Annotated in this window: 25 protein-coding genes; 6 read left to right on the top strand and 19 right to left on the bottom strand. The window is 44.2% G+C overall.

Going from position 1 to position 26,340, the window contains the following annotated elements; genetic code table 11:
* Positions 1-74 precede the first annotated feature (74 nt).
* From B7P33_RS14490 to B7P33_RS14480, 3 genes are all read right to left on the bottom strand, one after another.
* Positions 75-923 (bottom strand): OmpA family protein, encoded by an 849-nt coding sequence (locus B7P33_RS14490; protein WP_097442723.1) that lies wholly within the window; start codon positions 921-923, stop codon positions 75-77.
* Positions 924-1,000: 77 nt separating this feature from the next.
* Complete coding sequence (locus B7P33_RS14485) at positions 1,001-2,005, bottom strand: glycosyltransferase family 2 protein (RefSeq protein ID WP_097442722.1); 1,005 nt, start codon at positions 2,003-2,005, stop codon at positions 1,001-1,003.
* 22 nt (positions 2,006-2,027) lie between these two features.
* Entirely contained in the window at positions 2,028-2,474 is a 447-nt protein-coding gene (locus B7P33_RS14480; RefSeq protein ID WP_097442721.1) for a type I restriction enzyme HsdR N-terminal domain-containing protein, read from the bottom strand.
* Between the two features lie 62 nt (positions 2,475-2,536).
* Here B7P33_RS14480 and holA point away from each other — a divergent pair, with 62 nt between their 5' ends.
* Positions 2,537-3,538 (top strand): DNA polymerase III subunit delta, encoded by a 1,002-nt coding sequence (holA, locus tag B7P33_RS14475; protein WP_097443023.1) that lies wholly within the window; start codon positions 2,537-2,539, stop codon positions 3,536-3,538.
* A gap of 8 nt (positions 3,539-3,546) precedes the next feature.
* Here holA and B7P33_RS14470 read toward each other — a convergent pair whose 3' ends face one another.
* The 6 genes from B7P33_RS14470 to B7P33_RS14445 all read right to left on the bottom strand — a co-directional run bounded on the left by B7P33_RS14470 (position 3,547) and on the right by B7P33_RS14445 (position 9,745).
* The gene (locus B7P33_RS14470) at positions 3,547-3,918 is read right to left on the bottom strand and encodes a DoxX family protein (RefSeq protein ID WP_097442720.1); all 372 of its coding nucleotides are present in this window, start codon (positions 3,916-3,918) and stop codon (positions 3,547-3,549) included.
* A gap of 20 nt (positions 3,919-3,938) precedes the next feature.
* Positions 3,939-5,429: a S10 family peptidase gene (locus tag B7P33_RS14465; protein ID WP_097442719.1), complete on the bottom strand. Its 1,491-nt coding sequence runs from the start codon at positions 5,427-5,429 to the stop codon at positions 3,939-3,941.
* Positions 5,430-5,658: 229 nt separating this feature from the next.
* Complete coding sequence (locus B7P33_RS14460; protein WP_097442718.1) at positions 5,659-6,420, bottom strand: TIGR02757 family protein; 762 nt, start codon at positions 6,418-6,420, stop codon at positions 5,659-5,661.
* A gap of 96 nt (positions 6,421-6,516) precedes the next feature.
* Complete coding sequence (locus B7P33_RS14455) at positions 6,517-8,100, bottom strand: Gfo/Idh/MocA family protein (RefSeq protein WP_097442717.1); 1,584 nt, start codon at positions 8,098-8,100, stop codon at positions 6,517-6,519.
* A complete protein-coding gene (locus B7P33_RS14450) occupies positions 8,097-8,591 on the bottom strand; it encodes a DoxX subfamily (protein WP_097443022.1) in 495 nt (164 codons plus the stop codon). Before B7P33_RS14450 ends, B7P33_RS14455 begins: the two co-directional genes overlap by 4 nt.
* A gap of 491 nt (positions 8,592-9,082) precedes the next feature.
* Positions 9,083-9,745, bottom strand: coding sequence for an ABC transporter ATP-binding protein (locus B7P33_RS14445; protein WP_097442716.1), 663 nt, complete (start codon positions 9,743-9,745; stop codon positions 9,083-9,085).
* A 193-nt stretch (positions 9,746-9,938) separates the two neighbouring features.
* On the opposite strand from B7P33_RS14445, the gene msrA reads away from it, so the two are divergent.
* From msrA to B7P33_RS14425, 4 genes are read left to right on the top strand one after another with little or no spacing between them, the layout of a single operon-like run.
* Positions 9,939-10,502 carry a peptide-methionine (S)-S-oxide reductase MsrA gene (gene msrA / locus B7P33_RS14440; RefSeq protein ID WP_245871802.1) on the top strand — a complete coding sequence of 188 codons (564 nt, stop codon included), beginning with the start codon at positions 9,939-9,941 and terminating at the stop codon, positions 10,500-10,502.
* Between the two features lie 7 nt (positions 10,503-10,509).
* The gene (folE, locus tag B7P33_RS14435; RefSeq protein WP_097442715.1) at positions 10,510-11,106 is read left to right on the top strand and encodes a GTP cyclohydrolase I FolE; all 597 of its coding nucleotides are present in this window, start codon (positions 10,510-10,512) and stop codon (positions 11,104-11,106) included.
* 40 nt (positions 11,107-11,146) lie between these two features.
* Positions 11,147-11,464: a hypothetical protein gene (locus B7P33_RS14430; RefSeq protein ID WP_097442714.1), complete on the top strand. Its 318-nt coding sequence runs from the start codon at positions 11,147-11,149 to the stop codon at positions 11,462-11,464.
* A 17-nt stretch (positions 11,465-11,481) separates the two neighbouring features.
* Positions 11,482-13,575, top strand: a complete 2,094-nt coding sequence (locus tag B7P33_RS14425) for a T9SS type B sorting domain-containing protein (protein ID WP_097442713.1) — start codon at positions 11,482-11,484, stop codon at positions 13,573-13,575.
* Between the two features lie 379 nt (positions 13,576-13,954).
* On the opposite strand, the gene B7P33_RS14420 is transcribed toward B7P33_RS14425, so the two are convergent.
* The 10 genes from B7P33_RS14420 to B7P33_RS14375 form a co-directional block, all read right to left on the bottom strand.
* Positions 13,955-17,233, bottom strand: a complete 3,279-nt coding sequence (locus B7P33_RS14420) for a glycosyl hydrolase (protein WP_097442712.1) — start codon at positions 17,231-17,233, stop codon at positions 13,955-13,957.
* A gap of 134 nt (positions 17,234-17,367) precedes the next feature.
* Positions 17,368-17,925 (bottom strand): type 1 periplasmic binding fold superfamily protein, encoded by a 558-nt coding sequence (locus tag B7P33_RS14415; protein ID WP_097442711.1) that lies wholly within the window; start codon positions 17,923-17,925, stop codon positions 17,368-17,370.
* A gap of 18 nt (positions 17,926-17,943) precedes the next feature.
* On the bottom strand, positions 17,944-20,334 hold the full coding sequence (locus tag B7P33_RS14410) for a TonB-dependent receptor (RefSeq protein WP_097442710.1): 2,391 nt from the start codon (positions 20,332-20,334) through the stop codon (positions 17,944-17,946).
* Between the two features lie 144 nt (positions 20,335-20,478).
* Positions 20,479-20,784 (bottom strand): hypothetical protein, encoded by a 306-nt coding sequence (locus tag B7P33_RS14405; protein WP_097442709.1) that lies wholly within the window; start codon positions 20,782-20,784, stop codon positions 20,479-20,481.
* A 56-nt stretch (positions 20,785-20,840) separates the two neighbouring features.
* The gene (locus B7P33_RS14400; RefSeq protein ID WP_097442708.1) at positions 20,841-21,149 is read right to left on the bottom strand and encodes a DUF6787 family protein; all 309 of its coding nucleotides are present in this window, start codon (positions 21,147-21,149) and stop codon (positions 20,841-20,843) included.
* 55 nt (positions 21,150-21,204) lie between these two features.
* Entirely contained in the window at positions 21,205-21,690 is a 486-nt protein-coding gene (locus B7P33_RS14395; protein ID WP_097443018.1) for a DUF6146 family protein, read from the bottom strand.
* A gap of 250 nt (positions 21,691-21,940) precedes the next feature.
* Entirely contained in the window at positions 21,941-22,573 is a 633-nt protein-coding gene (locus B7P33_RS14390; RefSeq protein ID WP_097442707.1) for a DUF937 domain-containing protein, read from the bottom strand.
* A 59-nt stretch (positions 22,574-22,632) separates the two neighbouring features.
* Positions 22,633-23,595 (bottom strand): D-2-hydroxyacid dehydrogenase, encoded by a 963-nt coding sequence (locus B7P33_RS14385; protein ID WP_097443017.1) that lies wholly within the window; start codon positions 23,593-23,595, stop codon positions 22,633-22,635.
* Between the two features lie 4 nt (positions 23,596-23,599).
* A complete protein-coding gene (gene serC, locus B7P33_RS14380; RefSeq protein WP_097442706.1) occupies positions 23,600-24,664 on the bottom strand; it encodes a 3-phosphoserine/phosphohydroxythreonine transaminase in 1,065 nt (354 codons plus the stop codon).
* A gap of 201 nt (positions 24,665-24,865) precedes the next feature.
* Entirely contained in the window at positions 24,866-25,915 is a 1,050-nt protein-coding gene (locus tag B7P33_RS14375) for an acyl-CoA reductase (RefSeq protein ID WP_097443015.1), read from the bottom strand.
* A gap of 65 nt (positions 25,916-25,980) precedes the next feature.
* On the opposite strand from B7P33_RS14375, the gene B7P33_RS14370 reads away from it, so the two are divergent.
* Entirely contained in the window at positions 25,981-26,331 is a 351-nt protein-coding gene (locus B7P33_RS14370; protein ID WP_097442705.1) for a 4Fe-4S dicluster domain-containing protein, read from the top strand.
* Positions 26,332-26,340: the final 9 nt, after the last annotated feature.

Genomic DNA, 26,340 nt, shown 5'->3' with positions numbered 1-26,340 from the left:
TTATACCATAGGGTTAGTGCAAAAAAAACGGCCCCAATGCGGGGCCGTTCCTATATACTTTATAAAAAGTTTACTTAGTTGATTTTAGGGTCTTTCATCCCTTTTTCAATCATATCGTAGAACTGATCGATTTTTGGAAGAACAACGATACGCGTTCTTCTGTTTTTGGATTTCTCTGTAGCAGAAACCGGTACATAAGAAGAACGTCCGGCAGCTGTCATACGCTTAGGATCTACGCCATAATCGTTTTGAAGTGTCCTAACCACACTGGTAGCACGCTTTACAGATAAGTCCCAGTTGTCTTGTAGTGGGGCTTTACGGTAAGGTACATCGTCGGTGTGACCTTCTACCATGAATTCGAAATCAGGTTTGTTGTTTACTACCTTGGCCACCTTGCCCAATACTTCTTTGGCACGGGCCGTTAGGTTATAGCTTCCGGAACGGAACAACAATTTATCGGAGATGGAAACGAATACCACACCTTTTTCAACGCTGATTTCAATGTCTTCGTCGTCCAAGTTACCCAAAACACCTTTTAGGCTTTGTACCAAGGCCAAGTTTACACTGTCCCTGCGGGTAATGGCATCGTTCAACTTACGAATGGTAAGGTCTTTTTCTTGGATACTTTCCAAAGATTTTTCCAAGTTGGCGGCACCTTTGGCCGTTAATTCGGTAAGGTTACCCATATTGTTCATCAATACTTGATTGTTCTCTTTCAAGTATTTGTTCTGATCGGCCAAAGTTTGAGCCCTTGATTCGGCAGCTGTCTTTTCATCAAGACAAGTGTTCAATTTAAGGGTAGCTGAGTTTAATAGATCTTGGGCTTCCTTGTGCTTGGCTTCCAAGTCGGCGAACTTCTTCTGTGATACACAGCTAGAAAGTAATACGGCCATTCCCAAAAGACCTAGGATCGTTTTTTTCATAGTGGTATGGATAAGATTTAAAAAAGTATTTATTATCAAAATTATGGATTAAGCTTGGCTAATTCCCCGCAAATTAGTTAATCTTTTACTAAAAAGGAAAAATTCTTCACCCCTTGTACAAAATGCGACCAGACAATTGACCGAGTGGCAAAATAGGGCCCGTAAAATTGCTTTTTTTCTCTTTTTCGGGAGATTTTTTTGTAGTTTCTATAATAGCTAAAATGGGCCTTTATAATGGCTAGGCAATGTAAAGGCTGTAAGCGGATCAAAAATCTTAGTCCAGCAATACCATCTAACAACAACCGTTGCACAATTATAGGAAAACCTTTATGCCAAGGCAGGTTTTTGGTTATCGAATATAAAGAGTTCCTAAAGTTCAAGAAGGTTTTTCTGGGATTCATATTGCTAAGGGTAGAACCCCCTAAATGAAAGACATGGCTATTACCATTATAGTATACGGTATGGCCATGGTTTTTGGCCCGCCAACAGAGGTCGATTTCTTCTTGATGTGCAAAATAATCCTCGTCGAAACCGCCAAGGTTATGAAATACACGGCTTTTAATGAACATACAGGCACCTGTGGCCCAAAACACTTCCTTTATATCGTTATATTGACCTTTGTCTGCCTCTAAGGACTGAAATACCCGACCTCTGCAAAAGGGATACCCCAGTTGGTCTATATAGCCTCCGGCGGCCCCGGCATATTCAAAATGGGTAGGCTTTTTTAAGTCCAATATTTTGGGTTGCACAATGTCTGGTGCATCGGCCTGATTAAACATTTTTTGTATGGGATCTAACCAGCCTTTAGGCACATCTACATCTGAATTGAGTAGGCAGAACACCTCGGCCTCAATATGCTGTAAGGCATCGTTATACCCTTTGGCAAACCCACCATTTTCAGAGTTTTGTACGATTTTCACCTGCGGGAAATGGTTTTTTACATAGGCTATCGACCCATCGGTAGAGGCATTGTCGGCCACGTAAACATCAGCATGGGGCGAATGGGCAACTACCGAAGGAAGATAGGCTTCCAACAGTTTTTCCCCATTCCAGTTTAATATGACGACGGCTATCTTTTGCATGCCCTAGTTAGAAAGTGGCAAATTAACGGCTAAAATCAGGAATATCACGCAAAAAGACATACTTTTCTGCCTGTTGGTCCATTTGGCAGTAGTAGTGTTGCAATCCGTTGCTTACGATAAGATATGTTGCGCCCAAACTACGGTTATAACGGGCAATCTGGTCAAAGGTTTTTTGGTCAATGGTTATTTCAGGGGCTTTGCATTCCACTAAAACGGCCATAGACCCATCTGAATTGAAAACCACGATATCGTAGCGTCTTTTTAGTCCGTTTACACGTAATTCCTTTTCTACATTGATTAAGCTGGCCGGATAACCCTTATCTGTGATCAAATAATGCAACCAATGCTGGCGTACCCATTCCTCGGGTTGCAAGACCATGAATTTTTTGCGGATGATGTCAAAGATCCACCATCGATTTTCGCTATTTTTGAGCCGCAACGGATACTTCCTGAAATTCAATTGTTGCATTTTGCAAAGTTGGCGATTTTTTCCTGAAGGAAAGGGAAATGGACCCCAAGAAAAAACGACCCATGGACGATATCAAAAAAATCGTAGGCGATATAAAGGCCGGAAATTTGAAACCCATTTATTTTTTAATGGGGGAGGAGGCTTATTATATAGATAAAATCGCCGGATTTATTGAAGATAATGTACTCGATGAGTCTGAAAAAGGGTTTAACCAAATGGTAATGTATGGTAAAGATGTCTCGGTAGACGATATCGTGGCCAATGCCAAACGTTTTCCCATGATGGCCGAAAGGCAAGTGGTAATCGTGAAGGAGGCCCAACATCTTTCGCGGACTATAGAACAGCTTACAGCTTATGTAGAGCAACCCCAACCCTCTACCGTTTTGGTAATCTGTTATAAGTATGGTAAGCTAGACAAACGCAAAAAGTTATATAAGGCAGTTAACAAAAACGGATTGTTGTACGAAAGCAAAAAGTTGTACGACAACCAAGTGGCCGACTGGATCCGTAGGGTACTCAAGGGGAAAGGTTATGGGATCTCGCCCAAATCTGCCGCCTTATTGGTTGAGTATTTAGGCACCGATTTAAGTATAATCAGTAACCAACTCGATAAACTGACCTTGATATTGGAAAAGGGTACCGAAATTAGCCCGGAAGTCATAGAGACCCATATCGGTATCAGTAAGGATTACAACAACTTTGAGTTGAAAAAAGCCATTGGCGAGCGCGATTTGGCCCGGGCCGCGCGTATAATCACCTATTTTGGCCAAAACCCAAAGGACCACCCCTTGGTGGTTACCATTACCTTGTTGAACACCTTTTTCACCCAATTGTTGCAGTACCATGGTATGTTGGACCACAACCCACAACAAGTGTCCAAACAGTTGGGGGTGAACCCCTATTTTGTGGGCGAGTTTAAGGTAGCGGCACGTAATTACCCCATGAAAAGGGTAAGCCACATTATTTCGTCTTTGCGACAATTGGATCTTAAAGGCAAAGGGGTAGGGGCACAAAACGTACCCCAAGCCGATTTGCTAAAAGAGTTATTGGTTTCGGTATTCTGACGAATCCTTTACTTACGATCGAAACTGAAACTTCCCGGACCTGTGAATATTACGGCTACGAAGGCGAAAAGGTATAAAAAAGCTTTTTCTTTAACATCTATGGGATCGCTGGCATGTACCACAAAGGCGGCTACGAACATGGTAATGGCTGCTGGAACGGCGGCCCAGCGGGTTTTATAGCCTAAGATGATCAAAATAGGACAAATTACCTCACCGATTACGGTCAGAAAAAGCGAAGGGGCCTCGCCAATACCCAAAGGGTTGGCAAAAGCAAAATCGCCACCCAGCATTTTCTGTAGTTTGGGTATTCCGTGGGTAAGCATAAGGCTAGATGGGGCTATACGTAAGATAGCCAGACCAATGTCAGTTAAATTTTTCATTATTGATTTTGGGTAAAAGGTTAGTATTTGGCCGATTTTCCTTTGGCCATGGTATTCAAGATAAACTCACGAAGGTCTTCATTGGCCTTTTTTAGGTCTTCCCTTCGTAAATACATCATATGTCCGCTGCGATATCCCTTAAAACTAAAACGATCTTTCATTTTACCGCTAGGGTCTACATGCCACATGGAGTATTTGGCGTGGAAATAGGTAGTGGCCCCATCGTAATACCCCGATTGGTACATTACATGTAAATAGGGGTTTTGGGCCATGGCTTGTCTTAGGTTCTCACGGGTTTCGTCATTATCACGATCCCATGGGCGTACCGGGCCGAACATGTTGTATTTAATATCGGTTTTAAACTTCAATTCTTCTTGTAGATAGTAGTTTATGGCCGGGGTAAAACTGTGTAGCCAAGAGGTAAGCTCGGCAGAATAATCGGGGCGTGAGCCCGTTAACTGGCGATCGATGCCCAAATAACGGGAATCTAAACGGCCAATGGTCTGTCCGGTCTTATCACGCAACAAAGCCTTCCAAAAGTAAGCGGTAGGTACGGCCAAATTATGCTCAAGAATCTCTTTTTTGCTCAAGCCCGAATAATAGGCCATTTTTTCGGCCACTTGTTCCCGCTCTTGGTTAGAGACAAAGCCACCTTTGGCCAAGGTTGGTAATAAGGTATTTACCGTAAAATCTTCCGATTCAGGTAAAATATCCAATAAGTCTTTTTGCTGGAGGGCGGGATCCAATACCTTATGGTGCCAGGCCGTAGCCGTGTAATAGGGTAGGCTAATGGCATCGTGTACCGCTCCTACATTATCGTAAAGTTTATAATCGGCCGGAGAGACCATGATGACCCCATTGAGGTACATCCATTGTCTGTTTTGCAGTTCTAAGGAAAGTCCGGCCACACGTGTACCTCCATAGCTCTCCCCAATGATGTACTTGGGTGAGCGCCAGCGGTTGTTACGGGTTACAAAAGTGTTCAGCCATTCGGCTAAATAGGTGATATCGGCATTGATGCCAAAGAATTTATCGCGGTCTACCTCTTTTCCACTTTCCGGAATGGTGCGCGAGTATCCAGTATTGGCAGGGTTTACATATACAATATCTGCGATATCCAATATAGAATAAGGGTTATGGCGTACTCCATAAGGTTGTACCGGATAGCCTTCATCATCTATATTTAAAATACGTGGCCCGGTATAGGCCAAATGCATCCAAACCGATCCAGAACCCGGGCCACCGTTAAAGGAAATCAATAAGGGGCGGTCTTGCCTGTTCTTTACATTGTTTCGGGTATAGTAGGTATAGTGTAGGCTGGCAATAGGTTTACCCATTTCGTCCCAAACGGGTTGGGTGCCTGTGGTTGCCGTGTAGGTTAACGAAACGCCATTGGTAGTAACCGAATGCTGGGTGGTTACGGTAGTGTCTATTGGGATATGCCTTTCTTGGGCAGTACCCGATATGATCATTCCAAAAAGAAAGAATAGGGGAAGGTAATATTTATTCATAATGTATCTTCAAAATTGCGTTCTAAGATACATATTTATATTGCTGATTTGGCAATATTTTGTGATTACGTTAAGTTTTTTTTACCAAAAATAAGCAGGTATTGGAAAGTTGGCAAGAATAATCCTAAAGCACAGTTGCGAATGTAATTTTTTGTACCTTAAGAAGGTGCAAACAGTTTTGTTCTCAAAAAAGTGGAAAGGCCGGGTCTAGCTCCCGGCCCCCATTTTTTTAGAACTTTTCGAAAACACCCAAACCAAAAAGGGCAAAATCGTATTTAACCGGATCTTTGGGGTCTAATCGGCGTAAGGCACTATCGAGTTCGGCCAAGGCTTTGGCATCGTTTTGTTTTCTTTTGAGCAATCCTAATTTTCGGGCCACATTGCCCGAATGTACATCGAGTGGGCAGGACAATTGAGCTGGTTCAACCGATTGCCATAGTCCAAAGTCAACACCTTTGTCGGCGGGGCGCACCATCCAACGTAAATACATATTAATCCGTTTGGCAGCGGAGCCTTTCAAGGGGTCTGGGAAATGTTTGGTGCTTCTCTCAGGATAATCCAAACTAAAAAAGACTTTTTTGGCAGCACTAATGCTTTCTTGTAAGTTACCTTGTTTTGGGGTTTGAAAAAGGCTTTCGAGTCCGTTTTGCTCTGTATACAAAAACCTTAAAGCTTTTATAAAGTATGTGGTATCGATACCGTTGAAGGTACGGTGTACAAAAGAGGCCAAGGGTTCCAGTTCCTTTTGGGTATGGTTCAAGACAAATTCATGGGGAGCATCGTCCATGTATCGCATCAATTTAGTCGCATTGTTGATGATGCTTTTTCGGTTGCCCCAAGCTATGGTAGCAGTTAGAAAACCAGCGATTTCAATATCTTCTTTTTTGCTGAAACGATGTGGAATTTGAATGGGGTCGGTATCTATAAATTCCAAACTTTCGTATTGGTCGGCCTTATAGTTTAAAAACGCTGCTAACTCTTGTTGCTCCATAGGGGTAAAGATAGCATGGTGGTTCCATTTAGGCCAAAAAAAGACCCAGAGGCGATGGAAAACCGCCTCCGGGAGAGTTATAGTTGGTTGGTTTGGTCAACGGTTTAAAAGCACTTCATCAAAATCGACACCTTCTATGGGGATAATAGTTTCCGTTTTGGGGTCCCATTCGATCCTTCGGCCCAATTTAAAGGAAACACCTGCCATATGGGCAGCTATGGCCTCATCGAAGCCTTCATCTATTCCACAGCTAAGGGTACCCCCATTTCGCGTGGCACTTAGCCATTCGCGCATATGCAAGAAGGTAGAGTCTACCTTTTTACCGTTGATATAGGTCCACATTAAACCTTTATCGGCAAAATATTGAGAGGTGGCCGAAGATATGGCGTCGGGCATATTCGCTGCCGGGTCGTATTGATATATGGGCGTACGCGGATGCATTTTCTCGGCTTCCAACATGTCTGCATAGCGGGTAGAACGGCCATCGGGCCATACGGTAAGTCGGTTACCCAGTTCCATAGTGGCGTCGTGCCCCATAAGTATGGTTGGGCGGCCGAAACCGTTGCCTAAAGTGGCGCTATAAACGAAGGTCATACCTTTCTCCTTACCCTTTTTCTGGCTGCTTCCGGTGCTAAAATCGGGGAACTCCATATTTACGTTCAAAACATCGGGTACGTTTCTGCCATCGTTATGGGTGTATATTCCGCCAGAGGCGAAAACCGCATTGGGTATACCCATATTCAATACGCAGTTCAGTCGGTCGTAATCGTGGGTCATAAGGTCTCCGGATAGCCCAGATCCGTAGGCCCACCATTTACGCCATCGGAAGAAATGGTTTTTATTAAAAGGAACTTCTGGGGCGTTACCTAAAAATTGCTCCCAATCTATAGTGCCTTCATTGGCTTGTTCGTGTATATCGTAGTTCCAGGCGCCATTGTCGTCGTTTCGGTTGGTGTTGGTCTGGATCAATGAAACATGACCCAGGGTTCCTTTTTGAACAATGTCTTGGGCGGTTTTAAAGCTCAAGGTCTGGCGGTGTTGGTGTCCGACCATTAATAGGGCCTTTGACTTACGGGCGGCATCGCGTAGGGCATAGGTTTCCGAAATGGTATGGGTCATGGGTTTTTCTACATAGGCATGTACATTGTGGTTCAAGGCCTCGATGGCCATAGGGGCATGCCAATGATCTGGGGTGGCGATGACCACGGCGTCGATCTCACCGCTACGGATCATTTCGGTATAAGTGCGATAGCGTTTTATAGGGTTGTCGTCCGATTCGAAGGAGTCCAAGGCCATTTGTGCCCTGACATCGAAAACATCGCAAACCCCGGCCATTCGTACGTTGAGTTTTTCTTGGGCCTTAAAATCGGCCAAAGCGGTATGCTTCGGGTTTTCTTGGGCCAATTGGGCCATGTCGGCCAACCAAGCTTTTGTCGCATAGCCCAAGGCGCGGCATAACTGTTGCCCCCGGATACCAAATCCGATAATCCCGATTTTAATGGGGTCACCTGTAACAGCGGGTACCGGACTCGGTAATGAAGGGGTTATATTCAGCTGTTCCAGTATTTCGGAACGTTTACGGCCTTTTTCACTGCCGGCAACAGCTCCGGCCCACCAAACGGCACCAACGATAGGCAGTCCGCCCAATCCTTTGATTACATCTCTTCTGCTCCATTTCATGGGTTCTCTGTTTTTAAGGTTTTCTGTTCGGGTTGAAATAAATGGCCAAGACCAAAGTAGCGTCCGGTAGGGTAGAGGAGAATAATGGCACAGGCTATAAGTTCAATCAAGATTTTATTGACGAACCAGTAGTTTCCCTCCACATTCATTTGTATGGCCCCTGGAAAAGGAGGATGGGCCAAATAATAGAGGGCCAAAATGCCAATACCCGCGAAAGCACCCCATTTTTCGAATATCCCCAGGGTTAGGGTAAGTCCAACGAACAATAAAGTAAAGGTATTAAGCATATCAACGGTGCCAATAAGCGACTCGTTGGTTAGGGCGACATAAAATCCGCGCAAAGGTCCTTGGGCCGTTGCCAGATATCCAAAGGCGGTCCAATCCGGATTATACAATTTGATGACAGCTTCATATAAAAAGTGCCAACCGATGAATAACCGCAAAAGAACCACACTGTTCTTAAGGTAGAGGTTTTGATCTATCCGTGCCATGGTTATAGCTTTTTTGGGGTTTTGATTCCTTATTGCCTGATTGATTTCAAGCATACTATAAAGATAAAGGGGGTACCCCCGATTTAATATGACAAAGGTCATTTATGTGTACGAAGGATATCTTAAAAAAAGAAACGACGACTGTATTTGATAATCCGCGGTCAGCGTGCCACGACTTTTTGTCTTGGGACGCCCTGTTATACCATTTCAACATTGAAATACCACCTAAAAAATGGTTCTTTTTACCTTTGGTCATCAAAATAAAATAGAACCGTAGCTTTGGCTATGCTTAGCTTTTAGCTCACAATCTTGTCTGTTTTCCTAGGAATTCGTGAATCTTCGATTTCTTTTTCGCCCAAAGAAAAACTTCCTGCTTTTTCATTGGTTGAATCTCAAAATTGAAATGGTATTATACCGAATTGGATGATGTGGTTTGCGGGAAATTGACCGAAGTGTGTTGCGCAACACCCCGGTTTAGCATCATAGGGCTATTAGGCGCTCAAACAACCGTCGACAATGGTAAGTTTGCGGTCGGCCATATCGGCCAGTTCTTTGTTGTGGGTCACGATTACAAAAGTTTGCCCATACTTCTCGCGTAATTCGAAAAAGAGTTGATGTAGATTTTCGGCACTGTTCGAGTCTAGGTTGCCACTTGGTTCATCGGCAAAAATTACGGAGGGATTGTTAATCAAGGCCCGTGCCACGGCTACCCGTTGTTGCTCCCCACCCGATAGGGCATTGGGTTTATGGTCCATTCTATGGTCTACACCCAAAAATGCCAATAATTCTTGGGCCCTTTTTTCTGCTTCCGCTTTTGGGGTTCCGGCAATAAAGGCTGGAATACAGACATTTTCCAAGGCCGTGAATTCGGGTAGCAATTGGTGGAACTGGAAAATAAAACCAATATGCTGGTTCCTGAATTTGGCTAGTTTTTTTTCGTTCAAACCATTAATATCGATACCATTGACCACTAACTTCCCTTCTTTGGGGTTCGTCATATTGTCCAAAGTGCCTAAAATCTGTAAAAGGGTGGTTTTTCCGGCTCCAGAGGCCCCAACAATAGAAACGATTTCACCTTTTTTAATAGTAAGGTCTACTTTTTTCAAAACCTGTAAATCCCCGTAGAATTTTTGGATATTGGTAGCTTGGATCATGCCTATAATCGATTGTAAAGACCTTTTAAAAATCTAGAGGTCCCCTGCTTTGGGCTCTAAACTACAGGTTTTACCCTAGACCTACAATTTAACCCCCTGATTTATCTTGCAAGAACGTAAGGTTGACCTTTAAAATTGACCAATACAAGACATAAGGTATAGAACGATTATAAAACGTAATTTAGCAGTTCGCATGGAGATCAATATGAACACGGGAAAAGATACTTGTGAAACCGCCATCTTCGCTGGAGGTTGTTTTTGGTGTACCGAAGCGGTTTTTAGTAGGTTGGAAGGGATAAACCATGTGGAATCGGGTTATATCGGAGGTACCATAAAGAACCCATGTTATCGCGAAATTTGCACGGGTCGTACCGGACATGCCGAGGCGGTGCGGATAAACTTTGATCCCCATCGGATTAGTTATGCCAAATTGTTGGAGGTGTTCTTCGCAACCCATGACCCTACCACTTTAAATCGGCAGGGGAACGATGTGGGCACCCAGTACCGTTCCGAAATTTTCTATACGAACCCGGGTCAAAAGGAAACTGCAGCAGCCTATATAAAGTTTTTGACCGAAAGTAAAGTGTTTTCGGCCCCTATCGTTACGGCCTTATCTGAGGCCATCCCATTTTATTTGGCCGAAGATGAACATCGAAACTATTATGAGCTGCATGGGAGCCAACCGTATTGCCAGGTGATTATATCCCCAAAGGTGAGAAAACTGCAAAAAGAATTTGAATCGTATCTAAAAAAATAGACCCGAAATGGCCTATAGGAATTTTGAAGAGTACAATATAGAACTTACCCAAGAGGTAAAAGAGCGCTATGCTGGTATTATTAATGAGTTAGGAGAGGACCCCTTTCGTGAAGGCTTGGTCAAAACCCCAGAAAGGGCGGCGAAGGCCATGATGTTCTTAACGCAAGGCTATCATCAGAACGCTGAAGAGATTTTACGTGGGGCCATGTTCAAAGAAGACTATGACGATATGGTCATAGTTAAAGATATAGAACTGTATTCGCTTTGTGAGCACCATATGTTACCGTTCTTCGGTAAGGCCCACGTTGCTTATATACCCAATGGTCAAATTGTAGGATTAAGCAAGATCCCGCGTATCGTCGATGTGTTCGCCCGTAGGTTACAAGTACAGGAACGCCTTACCCACGATATTTTAGAATGTTTGAACAATACCTTACAACCCCAAGGTGTTGCAGTAGTTATCGAAGCATCCCATATGTGTATGATGATGCGAGGGGTGCAGAAACAGAATTCGGTTACTACCACCTCCGGATTTCGAGGGCAATTTGAAAAGATCGAAACTCGAAATGAGTTCCTTAAACTGATCAGCAGTGATTTAAGCTGATTTTTCTAGGTGGTTAGGCATATTTGGCTATTTTTATCGCATGTCGGAAAAAAAGAAAGACAAAAAATATAAATACCTGTTTTTAAGTCTACTCTTCGACGGAATTGGTATGTTGAGTTATGCCTTTCCGGGACTAGGCGAATTTGTCGATGTCATATGGGCATCGGTGGCCGCTTGGTTAATGACCCGTATGTATCCGGGTACCCAAGGGAAAATTGGGGGAGGGGTTGCCTTTTTGGAAGAATTGCTACCCGGTATGGATATAGTTCCCACATTTACCTTAATGTGGTTCTATACCTATGTGTTTGCCGGTAAAAAAGTACAAGAACGAATTGAGGAAAAAGCCGATATTTTTTAAATATCGCTGCCTTTGCTATGGAAATACGAAAAATAAAATGGTCTTTAGGGCTCATTTTGGGGATACTCCCTTTCGCTCTAACGGCCCAAATCAGGGTAGATGATACTAGCTATACCGTAGAACAACTTGTAGAAGATGTTTTGGTATTTAGTAATTGTGCCAGTACCTCCAATTGGAATAAAAGTGCCGGTGAATCCGGAGGTTTTAATGGAGTAGGGTATTTTGATGCCCGTGGGACTAGTTTTCCGTTCGAGGAGGGAATCGTTATTAGTACGGGCAACGCCCGTAGTGCCGAAGGACCAAATACCAACGAATTAAGCGACGGAACTGAAAATAACCTTTGGGGTGGCGATGCCGATTTGGCAGCTATTACCAATACCAGTCAACTGTTCAATGCCTCGTTTATAGAATTCGATTTCGTTCCCCTGACCGACACTTTTAGCTTTAATTTTATCTTTGCCTCGGAGGAGTATACCGGTTTTTATCCTTGTGAATTCTCCGATGTTTTTGCTTTTATCTTAACCAGACCAGATGGGACTACCGAAAATTTAGCCCAGTTGCCAAATTCCAATGTACCTATCCGTGTTACTTCTATTCATCCGGCCATAGATTTTGAAGGTCAATCATGCCCAGCGGTCAATGAAGAATATTTTGATGGTTATAACCCCTCGAATGCGCCCATAGATTTTAACGGACAAACCGTAACCTTTACTGCTGGAGCACAAGTTGTTCCAGGGGAAACCTATGGTATTAAATTGGTTATCGCCGATAACAGGGATGGGTATCTAGATAGCGCCGTTTTTTTGGAAGCAGGTAGTTTTGATACTGGCGTAGATCTTGGTTTGGATCGGACAATTGCCGAAAATGGTCCAGTCTGTAGTGATTACCTCTTAACAGCAAATGTACCTGGGAATCCTACCTATTCGTGGTTTCGGGATGGCAATTTGTTGGTTGGTGAAACCGGGCCAGATTATTTAGCAACTGCCAGTGGCACCTATAGGGTAAATGTAGATTTGGGTAATGGCTGTGTTATGGAAGATGAGGTGCTACTTGAATTTGTGCCCCCTTCTTTAATAGGGCTGCAACCTCTAGATTTGGCCCGTTGTGAATTGGATGGCAATACTATGGAGCTATTCGATTTAACGGAAAACAGTAGCGACATTATCGGAGGCCTTGATCCCGACATCTATAGGTTGTCTTTCCATTTGTCGCAAGAAGATGCCGATTCTGGGGAAAACCCTATAGCAGGGCCTACCAGTTACGAAGGGACAGACCAGCAGCGTATATATGCCCGTTTGGCCGCCAGTATAGATTGTTTTGACACCACCTCCTTTTTACTCGAAGTGAATGATTTTGGAACCTTGGAAGAACTCGAAGAGACCTATTATTTATGTGTCGATGAGAACGGAATTACCTTGTCTAGTATACCCATCGATATAAATATGGATCCCGCAACTTATTATTTTCAATGGTTCAGGGGCACAGATGTGGCCTCGGGTATTGCAATTCCGGGGGCAAGTAACCCAACCTATGCAGCTAGTGAAATAGGTGCCTATACCGTAGCGGTAACCCATATTGTATACGGATGTACCTATGAAAGAAGTACTGAGGTTATCGCGGTATCACCTCCGACTAGTTTTGATGTTCGCCAAACTTCGGAACGTTTTACTCAAGAGGCCCAAATAGAAGTCAATGTAACCGGGGACAGTACCTATCAATATGCCATGGACGACGGGGCTTTTCAAGAGTCCAATGTATTTGAAAACGTAGCTCCGGGCCGACATATATTTTATGTTCAAGATGTACAGGGTTGCCATGTGTACAGTCAAGGGTATACTGTTGTCGATTTTCCAAGGTTTTTTAGCCCTAACAACGATACGGCTAACAATAGCTGGGGTTTAATTGGCCCAGATACCTTTAATAATTACACCATATTTATTTTTGATAGGTATGGCAAATTATTGACCCAGTTGAACTCGAGTAACCCGGAATGGGACGGTACTTTTAACGGCCGACCCTTGCCAGCAGACGATTACTGGTTTCGATTGGTGTATTTAGATGAGGACAATACCTTTGGGGAGTACAAAGGGCATATGGCCTTGGTACGATAATAATGCCAACTTTACAGCCATCCGAAACTTGAAGGCTTCAGACAAAAAGAGCAAAGAATAAAGAAAAAAGACTGCTGTATGTCAGGCAATTTCGTTTTGTTGTTCCCAAATTAAGCCGAATTGGAAAAATTTATCTTTTTTGATTTGATTGCGTGATTCGTAGAAATCCTAAGCGTAAATCTTTGAATATCAAAAAGTCATTTTGCTTCCTTGTCAAATATTCCGTAGCCTAGATTACCGCAATAAGCGGCACAAGTCTGCAAAGAAAAGCCAGCGTCGCATAAGAAGTAAATACCTATCCACCCCATGGCGCATCTAATAATTAAAATTGTAAAAAAGGCCCTCGAAAGGGCCTTAGTTTATGTATTCAATCTTTAATTTATTCTTCAATCAACGGGGCACCGGCATTTTGAAGTTCCGACTCCAAGGCACTAGCTTGGTTTTTTAGATGTTGTAAACGGCCCTCAAAGGAAGCCAGTTCCGATTGAACGATTTCCATACTCTTTTTATGGGTGGCCGTTGGTCCATAAGTAGAACGTTCCAATCCTATAAGTAGACTGAACAAACGCCCGCCTACGGTGGGCTTGGTTTTTTCGCCTACTTGGGTTTTGTTGGGGTCACCATTATAATCACTTTGTAGTTTTTTTGCGGCCTGTACCAGGGTGTACGACTTGTTTTCCAGTTCACCTGGTCCTATCTGTGCTGACTGGGCCGATTTTTCCATGGCTTTGGCCCGGTTCAATTGATTGTTAATAGCGCTTTCCAGTTTTTCGCTGCGTTGGGCCGTAGCCTCATAGTTACGCCAGAATGCTGTTACATCTTCAATATTCGCCCCGGGCAGACTTCCTTCGAATAGGGGTTTAAGTTGAAAAGAAACGGACTCGGAAATGCTTGTTGGTTTACCGTCTACAACACTATACAATTGGGCGGTATATTGTCCGGGAGCTGCCAAGAAACCAGCGCTAGGACCATCATGGTCATTCCCATGGGCAGCCTGAAGTCGAATTAGGGCAGGAGAGGGGTGTCTCAAGTCCCAATTGATTCTGTTGATTCCGGCTTTTGGTTTTGCACTGATCTTACGTACGACTTTACCTTGGGCATCACTGATGGCTAATAAAAGGAGCGGTGGGCTGGCAGTAGTTTCCTCTGCCAAAGCATCCCAGCCCGGAAATGCGATATTGCCATTACCCAATTTTTTCTCGGCTGCTTTTCTGTTTTCTTTCTTGCTTTTTAATCCTTCCTTTAAATAATAGGTGAAATTCACCCCAAAGGTCGGATTTGGTGCTACGTAATGGCTGGCGCCCATATCACCCCTAAGACCTTCAAAACTTAGATTGGGTTTTTCTATATACCACCAGGCATCCCTGGGTTTGAACAGCATAGCTTCTTGCTGCAAACTCTGGGCATCGATATCACGTAAGGCCGAATAATCGTCCAAAACAAAGAAACCTCGCCCGAAAGAAGCACCAACCAAATCGTTTTCACGTTTCTGTATGGCCAGGTCGCGGAAGGCTATGGTAGGGGCACCTCCTAATTTAGTCCATTGTTGGCCGCCGTTTACACTAAAATACATGCCAAATTCGGTGGCGGTAAATAAGAGGTCCTTTTTTACATGATCTTGAACCATACGCCAAACCATGCCTATTCTGGGGAGGTTTCCGGTGATTTTAGTCCAGGTACGGCCATTATCGCTACTTTTTACCAAATAGGGTTTAAAGTCTCCATATTTATGGTTGTCTAGGGCTACATAAAGGGTGTTGGCGTCGTATAAATCGGCTTTGATGTCGTTAACAAAGGCCGTGGCAGGTATGCCGCTAATGCTACCGACTTCTATTCTTCGCCAATTGGCCCCACCGTCTGTAGAGGCTTGGATTAGACCATCGTCGGTACCGGCATATATGATTTGTTCGTTTAATGGGGAAACGGCCAAAGAGGTAATACTGTTGTAGTTACTCATGGCCAACATATCCCAAGGGGCATCCCAAGATTGTTTTTTGCCCATTATGGGCATCTCAAAACGATTTTGATTGCGGGTCAGGTCGCCGGACAGGGCCGTCCAACTATCACCCCTATTGGTTGATTTCCATACGCGTTGCGAGGCGAAATAGATGGTTGAAGGCGTATTTTGACTGACCAAAATCGGGGCATCCCAATTAAAGCGCTCAAAAGTTTCATCTTTACCCGGCTGGGGTTGAATGTCCATAACCTCACCTGTAGCCAAATCGATACGCGATAAGGTACCTTCCTGTCTTTCGGCATACATAATATTCGGGTTCCCTGGTTCCGTTGCCGGTTGGTGTCCGTCCCAGTTCAATACGATTTTCCAATCGGAATTTTGAATACCGTTAACACTGGCGGTACGTGATGGTCCGCCTTGGGTACCGTTGTCTTGTGTGCCCCCATATATATTGTAAAATGGGGTGCTATCATCGAGGGCTACCTTATAAAATTGGGTAACCGGCAGGTTTTCGATAAAGCGCCAGTTTTTGGTATCGTCAAAGGTCTCATAGATACCGCCATCGGTACCTATCATTAGGTAGTTGGGGTCGTCTTTTTTAAAGGCCAAAGCATGGTTGTCGGAATGTTTCGACTCTTCCCGCATACGGCTAAAGCTCTTTCCTCCGTCTTCGGACACCTGCATACGTACATCTACCAAATAGATTTTATCGAATTGATGGGGAGAGGCATACAATTCTTGATAGTAATGTGGGCCAGTTGCACCCGACACGGCATTGGAGCGCTTTTCCCATGAGGCTCCGCGGTCGGTAGAACGATACACCGCTCCACTACGTCGGTCCAACTCAATGGCGGCATAAAGTACATCGGGATTTTGGGGAGAAATGGCCAAACCAATCTTACCCATCCAAGAGGTGGGTAGCCCTTTTTTTAAAGCGGTCCAGGTTTCGCCCCCGTCAATAGATTTGTGTAAGCCGCTACCGGGTCCACCACCCATATAAGCGGCTACGGTTCGGTGTCGTTGCCAAGTAGCCGCATAAAGTATATCTGGGTTTCTTGGGTCGCTAACCAATTCGGTAACCCCAACCCAAGTATCATCGCCAAGGGTACGTTTCCAGCTTTTTCCACCATCAACGGTTTTGTATAACCCGCGTTCGCCTCCTTTTTTCCAAAGTGGACCTTGGGAGGCCACCCACACAATATCCGGATTTTCAGGGTGTACGAGGATTTTGGAGATATGCTCAGAGGTAGGTAGCCCCATATGGCTCCATTTGGCACCACCATCGGTACTCTTGTATACCCCATCGCCAAAGGCAACGTGTCTACCCCCAACATTTTCACCGGTACCTACCCAAATGGTATTGGGGTTGTTCGGGTCTATGGTAACACAACCAATCGAATAGACTTTTTGTTTATCAAAAATAGGTTTCCAGGTGGTACCGGAATTTTCGGTCTTCCAAACACCACCCGATCCAACGGCGACATACCAGATGTTGTCATTTTCGGGGTGAATGGCAATGTCCGCAATTCGTCCCGATTTTATGGCCGGACCAATGTTTCTAAGTTTTAATCCGGAAAAGACCGAGTCGGCCAAACTTGCATTAAGGGTGGTGGTGTTCTTTTTACGGCGTTGTGCCATCCCTTCCACAGGTATAAAAAGGCAAATGGCCAATAGTAGGCCAAGGTAATTCAGTGTTCTCATGTGCTTGGTAATTAGTTGTGTTAAAAATACCTATTGAGACAGGCGAAAATCAGCGATTTAACAATTCTTTTAGTTTTTTAACAAAAAAAGGCCATCTCTATTGAAATGGCCTTTAATAAGTTGAATGTATGCTGTTATTGAACCGCTACATTGAAGGTTTGGTCAATGTCGGTTGCCCCACCGGCATCGGCCAGGGTACCATCGTTTGGTTTTTTTGGCTCGTGTCTTAGTACAAGACCAAAGGTACCGTTGCCAGCTGCTCCCGTTTCTAACGTAAAACTAAGTCCAACAGGGTTACCATTGCCGTCTTGGTCAGAATAGCCCGTTCCGGTTACACTGCCAGATGTACTGAAAAAGAATTGGTGGGCTTCATCTTCCTCTTCAATCTCTTCGGTAATGTTTTCAGCTGGGTTCTCTGCTTCATTGAGTAAGGTTATGGCACCATTGTATGTGGTGTTGGTAGCCAAAGGACCTGAAATATCTATTTCTGGATCATTTGGTCCTTCCGGTCCGTCTAGATCTCTAGAGACCAAGGTAATGGTGTTGCCGCCGTTGGTTAAGGTAACCGTGATGGTGGTAATCAATTCCTCATCATGTACGTCTCCAGGGGCATTATCGTCACTGGAACAGGCTTGGAACAATAGGGCAACCGCTGCAATAGTTAGCCCTTTTCTGAAAATCGAGGTTTTCATAAATATTGAATTTGAGTGTTAAAAATTATAGCGTATTAATAGACTGGTATTACGACCCATATCGTCGGCGAAATAACGCAAACGGTTAAGGTAATCGCGATACGAGTTGTTTAAAAGGTTATCTACCCGTAAATGGGCGGTTATCTTGCGTTTCCCCAAGGGAAAAGTAGCCCGGGCGCCAAACCCTAACAGATGGTAGGCCCCAGGAGCATCGTTTATCTTTAGTTCTACGTCTTGTTGCTGATCTGGTGAAAACACCCAAATATTAGGAGGGGTCTCATTCTGTTCAAAAACAAAAGCACTGTCTAATTCCAATTGTAAACCATGCCATTGCGGAATTTGGTAGATGATGCCATTGTTAAAGCGGACAGGGGGTATGTTGATCAATGGAATATTTTTGTCGGTATCGGTGCCTTTTACCAAGGAAAAAGCATGTTTGCTTTGCCACTGCCCGGTCCAATCGTAACTGGCACTAAGGTCTATACCTAAAAGACGGGCGGCGGTTTGTCGGTACGTCCAAACCGGAAAAGCCCCTGCCAAACTTAGTTGGGTGCCTGTAGGCTCTAACAGTATAAAATTATCGATAAGGTTTACAAAAGGCGATAGCTCATATTGAAACGGGCCTTGTTCTTTGGCGAACGAGAGTCCGAATTTATGGGAGGTTTCTTGTTGCATACGCAAGTCGCCCAATTCTATACGTGCGGCAGAGTGGTGCAGTCCGTCACTAAATAATTCTGACGGATTTGGCGCCCTTTGGGCCAAGGTATAATTGAAACGAAACGATTTTCCATCTTCCCAAGTATGGCTTAGCCCGGTTGAAAAAGAAAAATTGTGAAAATCGAGTACAGGGTTTACCAACCAACGGTTGCCGAATTCCCCAATAATATCATCTCCAAAATCTTCTTGGTACCCACGTTCATCCCAGCGCGATTTGCTGTAGAACTTTTTAGCATCAATGCGGTTAAAATCGTATCGGAAAGCTGCATCTACCGTGGTGTTAGGCCTCCAGTAATACTCTGAGGTCGCAAAGAAGCCAAAATCATATTTGTTATAGTCTGGGATCAATCGTTTTACCCCGGTTGATGGATTGGCAAAATTGTCCTGGTATCCTGCGTTTACTCCGGTTTTTAGGGCGAAATTTTCCGAAGTCTTCCATTGTAGATAGGTACGCCAAGTATGTGTGTCTAGTTGAAGGTCTATAGAAGGCCGATCTCTATTATCGCCTATACGCGTATCGAATTCCAGACGATGGTTACGCTGAAAATCGTATTGGATAAACCATTTGCCCAGCCCTTCGAACCTGCGATAGTAGTTTATTTTAACTAAATGGTGGGCTACATCTTGATAAGGTTTACCAATATCGTACGTAAATGGGGCTATATAATTCGGTTCGGCATTGTTTATGGCATCGATCAGGTCGTCGGTATTGCCGATATGGGCCGATTTAAGGATGGCGATTTTAGTCTTGAAATACGAATAATAGAATTCAAAACCTTGTTTGTAGCCTTGTTTTCCCAATTGAAAAGAAAAGGCGCCTTCCCGGACCCCAGTATTTGATAAGACATAATCGGGTGCCTCGGTATCTCCCATATACTTATAAGATCCTTGAATATGGGCATAAATCCCATTGGAGAACGATTTGGTTAACCCACCGGAGGTATTTCCCCCTCGGCCGTTGGTGGCCCCATTGAGTAAGATATGACCGAAAAGCGAATCTTTGGGTACTACTCGTTTTGCTTCGGTAATGATTACCCCACCAATGGCATCGCCTCCGTATTCCAAAGCACCGGCTCCCTTGATCAAAGCGATATTACCAGCCGTGTTCAAATCAACATTCGGGGCATGTTCCTCTCCCCATTCCATATCTTGCATGCGCACCCCTTGGTTCATGATCAAAACTCGACTACCGCTTAGTCCGTTAATTATGGGTTTTACAATGGTACCACCAGTATTCAAAGATGAAACCCCATTTATTTCCTTTAGGGCATCGCCTAGGCTTCCACCTGCGTGTTTTTCAATACTTTCTTGGCCCAGATTGTATTCTGCGGCCGAATTGGTTTTACTGGCCTTTGCTGTAACCAGTACTTCTTCCAATTCTTCAATATGATGTTCCAGGGTTATCTGTACGCTGCGATCTCCTGAAATACGTACGGTTTTGAACTGGGTGCTACATTCCGGATGCGATACTTCCAATTCGTAGGTAGTGGTACATAAACCCTGGATCAAGAACTTACCTTGGGCGTCTGAAGTGGCCTTAAAAGTGGTGCCAACTACCCAAATTTGAGCCCCTTGTAAAGGACTGTGGTCGTGTAAATCATTAATCTCACCGGTTAATACGTGGGTACATTGTTGCGACCAACCCCAAAGGTTGAAAACCAACAATATGGATAATGTTAGATGCAATTTCATCTTAAATGGCTAATAAAACCAGCTTTTAAGGATTCTCCGATCAGAAACCAAAAGGAGTTATGCCCAAATAGGCCGATTTCAGTGAATTTCAATACGATAATAGGATGTGGGAAAGGAAACTGTTCCTCCCCAAAAGGTTAGTGCTTAAGAAAAGAAAGCAGGAGGGGGGCGACCAAACCCGATATAATGGTCTTGAGAGGCCACATAAAGTGGGGTGGGCGATACAATTGGCTTTTTGAATGTAGCCAAGATAAGAGGTGGTTCTACTTGGGTAAGCTCGGCAAGATCGGACCCGAATTGATGTTGGTCCAACGAAAGTACACATTGGGTACATTCTATATGCTCTTCCTCTTGGGGTTCGTGGGTATAGGCATGCAGGGCCGTTACCTTGAACGATAGCAAGGTAAGGAACAACAGTGTCAATCCCCATTTCCTAAAATTGGAACCCATAGCTGCAAAACTAGGGATTTCGGGGAAACCTAAAGTGTTAAAAAAGTGTAAACTTCTTATTTGTCCTTTAAAATAAAGCCTAAACCCAGTCTTTTCAGCATCTTTTTCTCAAAGTTCCAAAAGAACTCAAACTGCCCGAAAAGCCAACCGTAGGCTACAATCAGTACCTGGTAGATGGGAAAAACCAATAGTAATCGTAAAGGTCTATAGATCCATGGATTGGTAGTTTCTTGGGGCAGGCCGATTAAGTCCATTAGGGGTTTGGCCAATAATAAAGAAGAGTAACCGGTTACAGAAAACACAATCAAAACTACAATTACCTGCCATTTGGAGTTTAGTCCCCAACGTTGCATTAATTTCTCCATGGATGAAAACTTTCAGCCGCAAAAATAAACAAAAGCCTTGTGCCCACAAATTAGCTTAAATACGGGGGACAAAACCGCTTAACCTTTGGTTGTATTTACGCTGAAAGTAGATAAAGTAATTGTAAAGCAAATAGTTTACCTCATAACCGTAATCTGTAAAACGATCATAGTTTATTTGCCATTCGTATAGATCTGGACTAAAGCGGTTTGGTTGTATAACCCTAGCGTTATACTCGGTAACGAATAATTGGTTACGGTTTTCTAAAAAGGTTTGATCATAGTAGCCTCGGGGTCTGGCGATACTGTTTACCCAAACGTTAAAACCGGGGTCGATGATTATTATTTCGTACTCGACGCTGTCGTTGGCAATTCTTACTTCTTCACCACCTTCTTTGGCATCGAAGAGTTTTTTTTCATCGGCCGAAATATCGTTGGCAATTTCCGGGTCGTTATCTAAGGAGGGTTTCGAGGTATGGCAGGCGGTGTATAAGACCAAACACAGCAGACTTAATATAGATAGAGGCCATATTCTTGTTTTCATAGCTTTTATTTTTATAGAACTCATTTAGACTTTTTCAATTTGCTAAAAAATTGCTGTTTTTAGTCCCTGCTTTGTTTTTTTATCCTTCCGTAGCCCTGCTATGCAACTCAAAAAAAACTTCATCAGAGCGAAAAACTTCTAATTTTCGCTTAAATCCAAAAAGTCTAAATGAGTACATAAAATACAAAAAAACCACCCGAATAATCAGATGGTTTTGTTAAACCCGCCCTTTAGGGAGGTAAATCGTATATTATTTTCCGAAAAGTCCGCCTAGCAGGCCGCCTAAGCCTCCTTTTTTGGAGCCGCTGTTGAGCATCATTCCGGCTACGTCGTCCAAGAAACTGCCGTCGCCATCAGCATCTAACAAGCTGGTCATTAAGCTTTGGTTTTGTTGGGGCTGTCCTCCTAAAAGTCCGCCCAATAACCCATTAAGGCCACTGGCATCGGAAACGTTGTTCTGTTGGGTCTGACGGCCTAAATAGCCCATGATCAAAGGAGCGGCTATTTTAAGGATGTTACCAATAGCACCCGCATCAATCCCTGATTTTTGACTTAAGGCATTTTGTACGTTAGATTGGTTACCGCCCAAAAGATGCCCCAAAATACCGGCACCATCGTCCATGACCGATTGGTCTACACCGCCTTCGAAAAGTCCGCCTAAATTGTCTAAAATACTCCCACTATGTTTGGAGTTCAAAGCATTCATAAGGCTTTCGGCCCCTCCGGGCTGACTTACGTTCTTTTTCATGGCGCCCATTAACAAGGGCATGGCCATGCTCAATACATTAGCGGTTCCGCTTTCCGACTGACCGGTTTGGCCGGCGACACCGCTTATTAGTTGTTTGCCCATAGGGCTGTTCAATAAATCCAATAATCCTGACATGTGTTAGTGTTTTTAATTATCCGCAGGAAAATACGAATAATAAATCGAATTCCGGCCGCCTATACGGTAGGGGTTTTCAACAAATCGATTAGGCGTTCGGCCAGCTCCAATCCGATACGTTCTTGGGCTTCGATGGTAGCCCCGCCGATATGCGGACTCAAAGAGATATTCGGATGCATTAGAATACGGATCTCTGGCTGGGGTTCCGATTCAAAAACGTCCAAACCAGCGAAGGCTACGATTCCGTTTTCCAAGGCATCGACCAGGGCGACTTCATCTAAAACCCCGCCCCGGGCACAATTTACGATACCGACGCCTTTTTTCATTTGGGCCATTTCGGTCTGGCCCAATACATAGTTTTGGGTGGCCGGAACATTGAGACTGATAAAATCGGATTTGCCCAAAAGCTCTTCCAGGGGGCTGCCTTCGAGTTCGAAGCTAACGGATTGACCATCAAAAAAGGATAAATCAAGGGTGTCGGAAGCAACTTCCTTGTCATGAAAAAGCACCTGCATGCCCATGCCCATGGCGATTTTTGCTACTTCCTTACCAATACGCCCAAAGCCGATAATTCCCAAGGTCTTTCCTTTTAGCTCCAATCCCTTACCATAATCTTTTTTAAGCTGTTTAAAACGTTGGTCACCTTCTAAGGGCATATTCCTGTTCGCATCGTGTAAAAAGCGGGCGGCACCCAACAAATGGGCAAAAACCAGCTCGGCCACGGAAATAGAAGAGGCAGCCGGGGTGTTTACGACTTGAATACCCTTTTGGCGGGCATAGGCGACATCTATATTGTCCATGCCTACACCGGCACGACCAATAAGTTCAAGACTAGGTGCAGCGTCTATGGTCTTCTTATCGACCTGGGTGGCCGATCGTACCAAAAGGGCCTTGATTTGGTTGGTAATGATAAAATTGGACAATTGTTCTTGGGCCACTCGGGTAGTAAGTACCTCAAAACCTGCCTGGGTCAATTTATCTATGGCTGGCTGTGAAAGCCCGTCGTTGGCTAATACTTTCATTTTTCTAGTAGTCTTTTTCGAAGCTTTGTATAACATCCACCAATACTTGGACGCTGTCTATAGGGAGGGCGTTGTACATAGAGGCCCTATAGCCGCCTACTGATCTATGACCGGCCAATCCGTTAATACCGGCTTTTTGCCATAATTGATCGAAGCGCTCCTTTCCGGAAGCATCGACCAAATTAAATGTAGCATTCATTTTGGAACGATCATCAGTTTTGGCAAATCCGGTGAATAGGGGGTTTCTGTCTATTTCGTTATACAACAGCTCCGCTTTTTTATCGTTGATGGGCGCTATGGCTTTTATCCCTCCCAGATCTTTTAACCAGCGGAGGGTGAGCATACTGGTATATACCGCAAATACCGATGGGGTATTGAACATACTGTCTTTGGCGATATGTACCTGAAAATCCATCATGGATGGAATGGTGCGGCTTACTTGACCTAAAATCTCCTCTTTGACCACCACCAAGGTAGTACCGGCCGGCCCCATATTTTTTTGGGCACCCGCATAGATGAGGTCGAATTGGGAAAAATCCAATTCACGGGAAAAGATATCGGAACTCATATCGCAGACCAACGGACAGTCGGTTTCCGGGAATTCAAACAATTGGGTGCCGAAAATGGTATTATTGGAGGTCAGGTGAACGAAATCCAAACCTTTGGGAACGGCATAGCCTTTTGGAATATAATTGAAGTTCGCGTTTTTTGATGAGGCCAATTCTTCGACCTTCCCGAACAATTTGGCTTCTTTTATGGCCTTACTGCTCCAGGTTCCGGTGTTGAGGTAACCCGCTTTATTCTGCAAAAGGTTGAATGCCGTCATCAAAAAGCCGGTACTGGCACCGCCTTGTAAAAAGAGGGCCTGATAGCCTTGATTTTCCAAGCCGAGTAGTTCCAAAGCCAAACTTCGCGCTTCTTCAATAACCGAGACAAAATCGGGACTACGGTGCGAAATTTCGATTAAGGAGAGTCCAGAATCGTTAAAATCTAGCACGGCGGCTGCCGCTTGTTCCATCACCGATTTTGGCAGAATACAGGGCCCTGCACTAAAATTGTGTCTTTGCATACCGAAAGATTTAAGCAGGTAAAGTTAGGCCTGATCGGATTAAGGAACAAAGAAAAAAGTTCGAGATTGGAAAATGGTGAGCTAAACGGTACCCAATAGGTCAATGAAACGGTTTCTACTACGAGTAAATAAACCAGGCCAAAATTCGTTTTTTTTGGTCTTTAGTCTATTTTCTATGCTCTTTTCTCTAAAACAAAATCCTTAGAGTTCGTGCAAAAATGCCATAGTATCCACACCGTCGGCATATTCAGAAAGGCTGGGGCATTGGGTTTGACCAAAGGCCACGGTGTCCATTTTCAAATCTTTGCCTACGATGCATTGTAGTTTTTCGGCATCCAGGGTCAAACGTTCAGTTAGGCTATCTAAATCGGAATAGGTTTCGTAAAACAACGAGCCGATGGGGGAGGCATAGGCGGGGTCTTCCTTCAGCATTAAAAATCCGTTCTCCAGGAATTTGAATTCGCTCATCAAATACACCGCCTTGTTATAATCGTAGTTGTTGGTGTATTTTTCGTGTTTCAGCACGTGTTGGTAGTCGAAAAAGGCTTGAAACAGACGGTCGGTATCAAAGCCTTCCGGAATAAAGAGTTTAGAGACCGAACGGCAACCTAGTCCGTAGTAGTGGAATACATCGTGGGCCAAGGCCTGCAGTTCTTCGGGGGTTTCCGTTCCGGTCAATACCGCAACCGAATTCCGGTTTTTACGGATAATATGGGGTTTCTTACCAAAATAATATTCAAAATAGCGCGAGGTATTGTCGCTTCCGGTGGCGATAACGGCATCGTAGCCTTCCAGTTTACCGTCAACAAAGTTGATGCTATCTGCAAAAGCCTCCGAGCTATCCTTTAGGAAACCTACACAAAAGTTCAATAAGGCCATATCGGAACTCGAACGTTTTATCAGAGCTTTATGTCCGGCCAGCAAAACACATAGCAGATCGTGAAAACCAACTAATGGAATATTACCGGCCATGATAATGGCCACGGTTTTGGCCTCAGCTTTAGGTTCGGGATATTTTTCCAACCAGTGGCTCAAATTTTCTTTTTGTAATAGTTGGCCCCAACTGGCCAAGGCAAAGTTTACATTTTCAGGGGTAAACCATCCGTTTTGATGCTCGCTTAGGGTAACGGCAGCCGCTAATTGGGGCAACCAGGCATCAGATTCGTTATTTTTTGGGGTCTGGGCTACATAATCGTTAAAAAGAGACCCCAAGGCCGATAGGCTGTTTATTTTGGCAATAAGTTCCGACATAATATTTGTACAAGAAGGCTTTAGGCCATAATTTTGCGCAAAAGTAAGCATTAGAAAAGATTGTTATGGCAATTATAATTACGGATGAGTGTATCAACTGTGGGGCTTGTGAGCCCGAATGCCCAAATACGGCCATTTATGAAGGGGCCGACGATTGGCGTTACAGCGATGGTACTTCTTTAGGGGGAGACGTGGTATTGCCCGATGGCAAGCAGGTAAATGCCGATGAGGCCCAAGAACCTGTCAGCGATGAATTTTATTATATCGTTCCCGATAAATGTACCGAATGTAAAGGTTTTCATGAAGAACCCCAATGTGCCGCGGTCTGCCCGGTAGATTGTTGTGTGCCTGATGAAGACGTGGTGGAAACCGAAGAGGAACTTTTGGGTAAACAGCGTTTTATGCACCCTGACTAAGGGTTTTAG

Source organism: Sediminicola luteus (genome assembly GCF_002514735.1).
Classification (GTDB): Bacteria; Bacteroidota; Bacteroidia; order Flavobacteriales; family Flavobacteriaceae; genus HQA918.
This window is presented reverse-complemented; position numbering and strand designations above follow the sequence as displayed.

Coding starts and splice junctions, on each gene's coding strand:
- B7P33_RS14490 (WP_097442723.1), bottom strand. CDS start 923: ATGAAAAAAACGATCCTAGGTCTTTTGGGAATGGCCGTATTACTTTCT.
- B7P33_RS14485 (WP_097442722.1), bottom strand. CDS start 2,005: ATGCAAAAGATAGCCGTCGTCATATTAAACTGGAATGGGGAAAAACTG.
- B7P33_RS14480 (WP_097442721.1), bottom strand. CDS start 2,474: ATGCAACAATTGAATTTCAGGAAGTATCCGTTGCGGCTCAAAAATAGC.
- holA (WP_097443023.1), top strand. CDS start 2,537: ATGGACGATATCAAAAAAATCGTAGGCGATATAAAGGCCGGAAATTTG.
- B7P33_RS14470 (WP_097442720.1), bottom strand. CDS start 3,918: ATGAAAAATTTAACTGACATTGGTCTGGCTATCTTACGTATAGCCCCA.
- B7P33_RS14465 (WP_097442719.1), bottom strand. CDS start 5,429: ATGAATAAATATTACCTTCCCCTATTCTTTCTTTTTGGAATGATCATA.
- B7P33_RS14460 (WP_097442718.1), bottom strand. CDS start 6,420: ATGGAGCAACAAGAGTTAGCAGCGTTTTTAAACTATAAGGCCGACCAA.
- B7P33_RS14455 (WP_097442717.1), bottom strand. CDS start 8,100: ATGAAATGGAGCAGAAGAGATGTAATCAAAGGATTGGGCGGACTGCCT.
- B7P33_RS14450 (WP_097443022.1), bottom strand. CDS start 8,591: ATGGCACGGATAGATCAAAACCTCTACCTTAAGAACAGTGTGGTTCTT.
- B7P33_RS14445 (WP_097442716.1), bottom strand. CDS start 9,745: ATGATCCAAGCTACCAATATCCAAAAATTCTACGGGGATTTACAGGTT.
- msrA (WP_245871802.1), top strand. CDS start 9,939: ATGGAGATCAATATGAACACGGGAAAAGATACTTGTGAAACCGCCATC.
- folE (WP_097442715.1), top strand. CDS start 10,510: ATGGCCTATAGGAATTTTGAAGAGTACAATATAGAACTTACCCAAGAG.
- B7P33_RS14430 (WP_097442714.1), top strand. CDS start 11,147: ATGTCGGAAAAAAAGAAAGACAAAAAATATAAATACCTGTTTTTAAGT.
- B7P33_RS14425 (WP_097442713.1), top strand. CDS start 11,482: ATGGAAATACGAAAAATAAAATGGTCTTTAGGGCTCATTTTGGGGATA.
- B7P33_RS14420 (WP_097442712.1), bottom strand. CDS start 17,233: ATGAGAACACTGAATTACCTTGGCCTACTATTGGCCATTTGCCTTTTT.
- B7P33_RS14415 (WP_097442711.1), bottom strand. CDS start 17,925: ATGAAAACCTCGATTTTCAGAAAAGGGCTAACTATTGCAGCGGTTGCC.
- B7P33_RS14410 (WP_097442710.1), bottom strand. CDS start 20,334: ATGAAATTGCATCTAACATTATCCATATTGTTGGTTTTCAACCTTTGG.
- B7P33_RS14405 (WP_097442709.1), bottom strand. CDS start 20,784: ATGGGTTCCAATTTTAGGAAATGGGGATTGACACTGTTGTTCCTTACC.
- B7P33_RS14400 (WP_097442708.1), bottom strand. CDS start 21,149: ATGGAGAAATTAATGCAACGTTGGGGACTAAACTCCAAATGGCAGGTA.
- B7P33_RS14395 (WP_097443018.1), bottom strand. CDS start 21,690: ATGAAAACAAGAATATGGCCTCTATCTATATTAAGTCTGCTGTGTTTG.
- B7P33_RS14390 (WP_097442707.1), bottom strand. CDS start 22,573: ATGTCAGGATTATTGGATTTATTGAACAGCCCTATGGGCAAACAACTA.
- B7P33_RS14385 (WP_097443017.1), bottom strand. CDS start 23,595: ATGAAAGTATTAGCCAACGACGGGCTTTCACAGCCAGCCATAGATAAA.
- serC (WP_097442706.1), bottom strand. CDS start 24,664: ATGCAAAGACACAATTTTAGTGCAGGGCCCTGTATTCTGCCAAAATCG.
- B7P33_RS14375 (WP_097443015.1), bottom strand. CDS start 25,915: ATGTCGGAACTTATTGCCAAAATAAACAGCCTATCGGCCTTGGGGTCT.
- B7P33_RS14370 (WP_097442705.1), top strand. CDS start 25,981: ATGGCAATTATAATTACGGATGAGTGTATCAACTGTGGGGCTTGTGAG.